1 rRNA gene is annotated in these 256 nt (G+C 50.8%); it reads right to left on the bottom strand.

Features of this window, described 5'->3' with window-relative positions:
• Window positions 1–256, bottom strand: a 23S ribosomal RNA gene (locus ACZ9XP_RS18000); the annotation flags it as partial.

Raw genomic sequence — 256 nt, 5'->3', positions numbered from 1 at the left:
CTTTCCCTCACGGTACTGGTTCACTATCGGTCGATCACGAGTATTTAGCCTTGGAGGATGGTCCCCCCATATTCAGACAGGATTTCGCGTGTCCCGCCCTACTTGTCGTATGCTTAGTTCTTGGAATCAGTTTTCGTGTACGGGGCTATCACCCACTATGGCCGCACTTTCCAGAGCGTTCCACTAACTCAATCCATAACACATACAGGCTCTTCCGCGTTCGCTCGCCACTACTTACGGAATCTCGGTTGATTTC

The sequence above is a fragment of the Vogesella perlucida genome, assembly GCF_979366545.1.
Note: the sequence above shows the minus strand (reverse complement) of the source record. Positions and strands in the feature narration are given on the sequence as shown.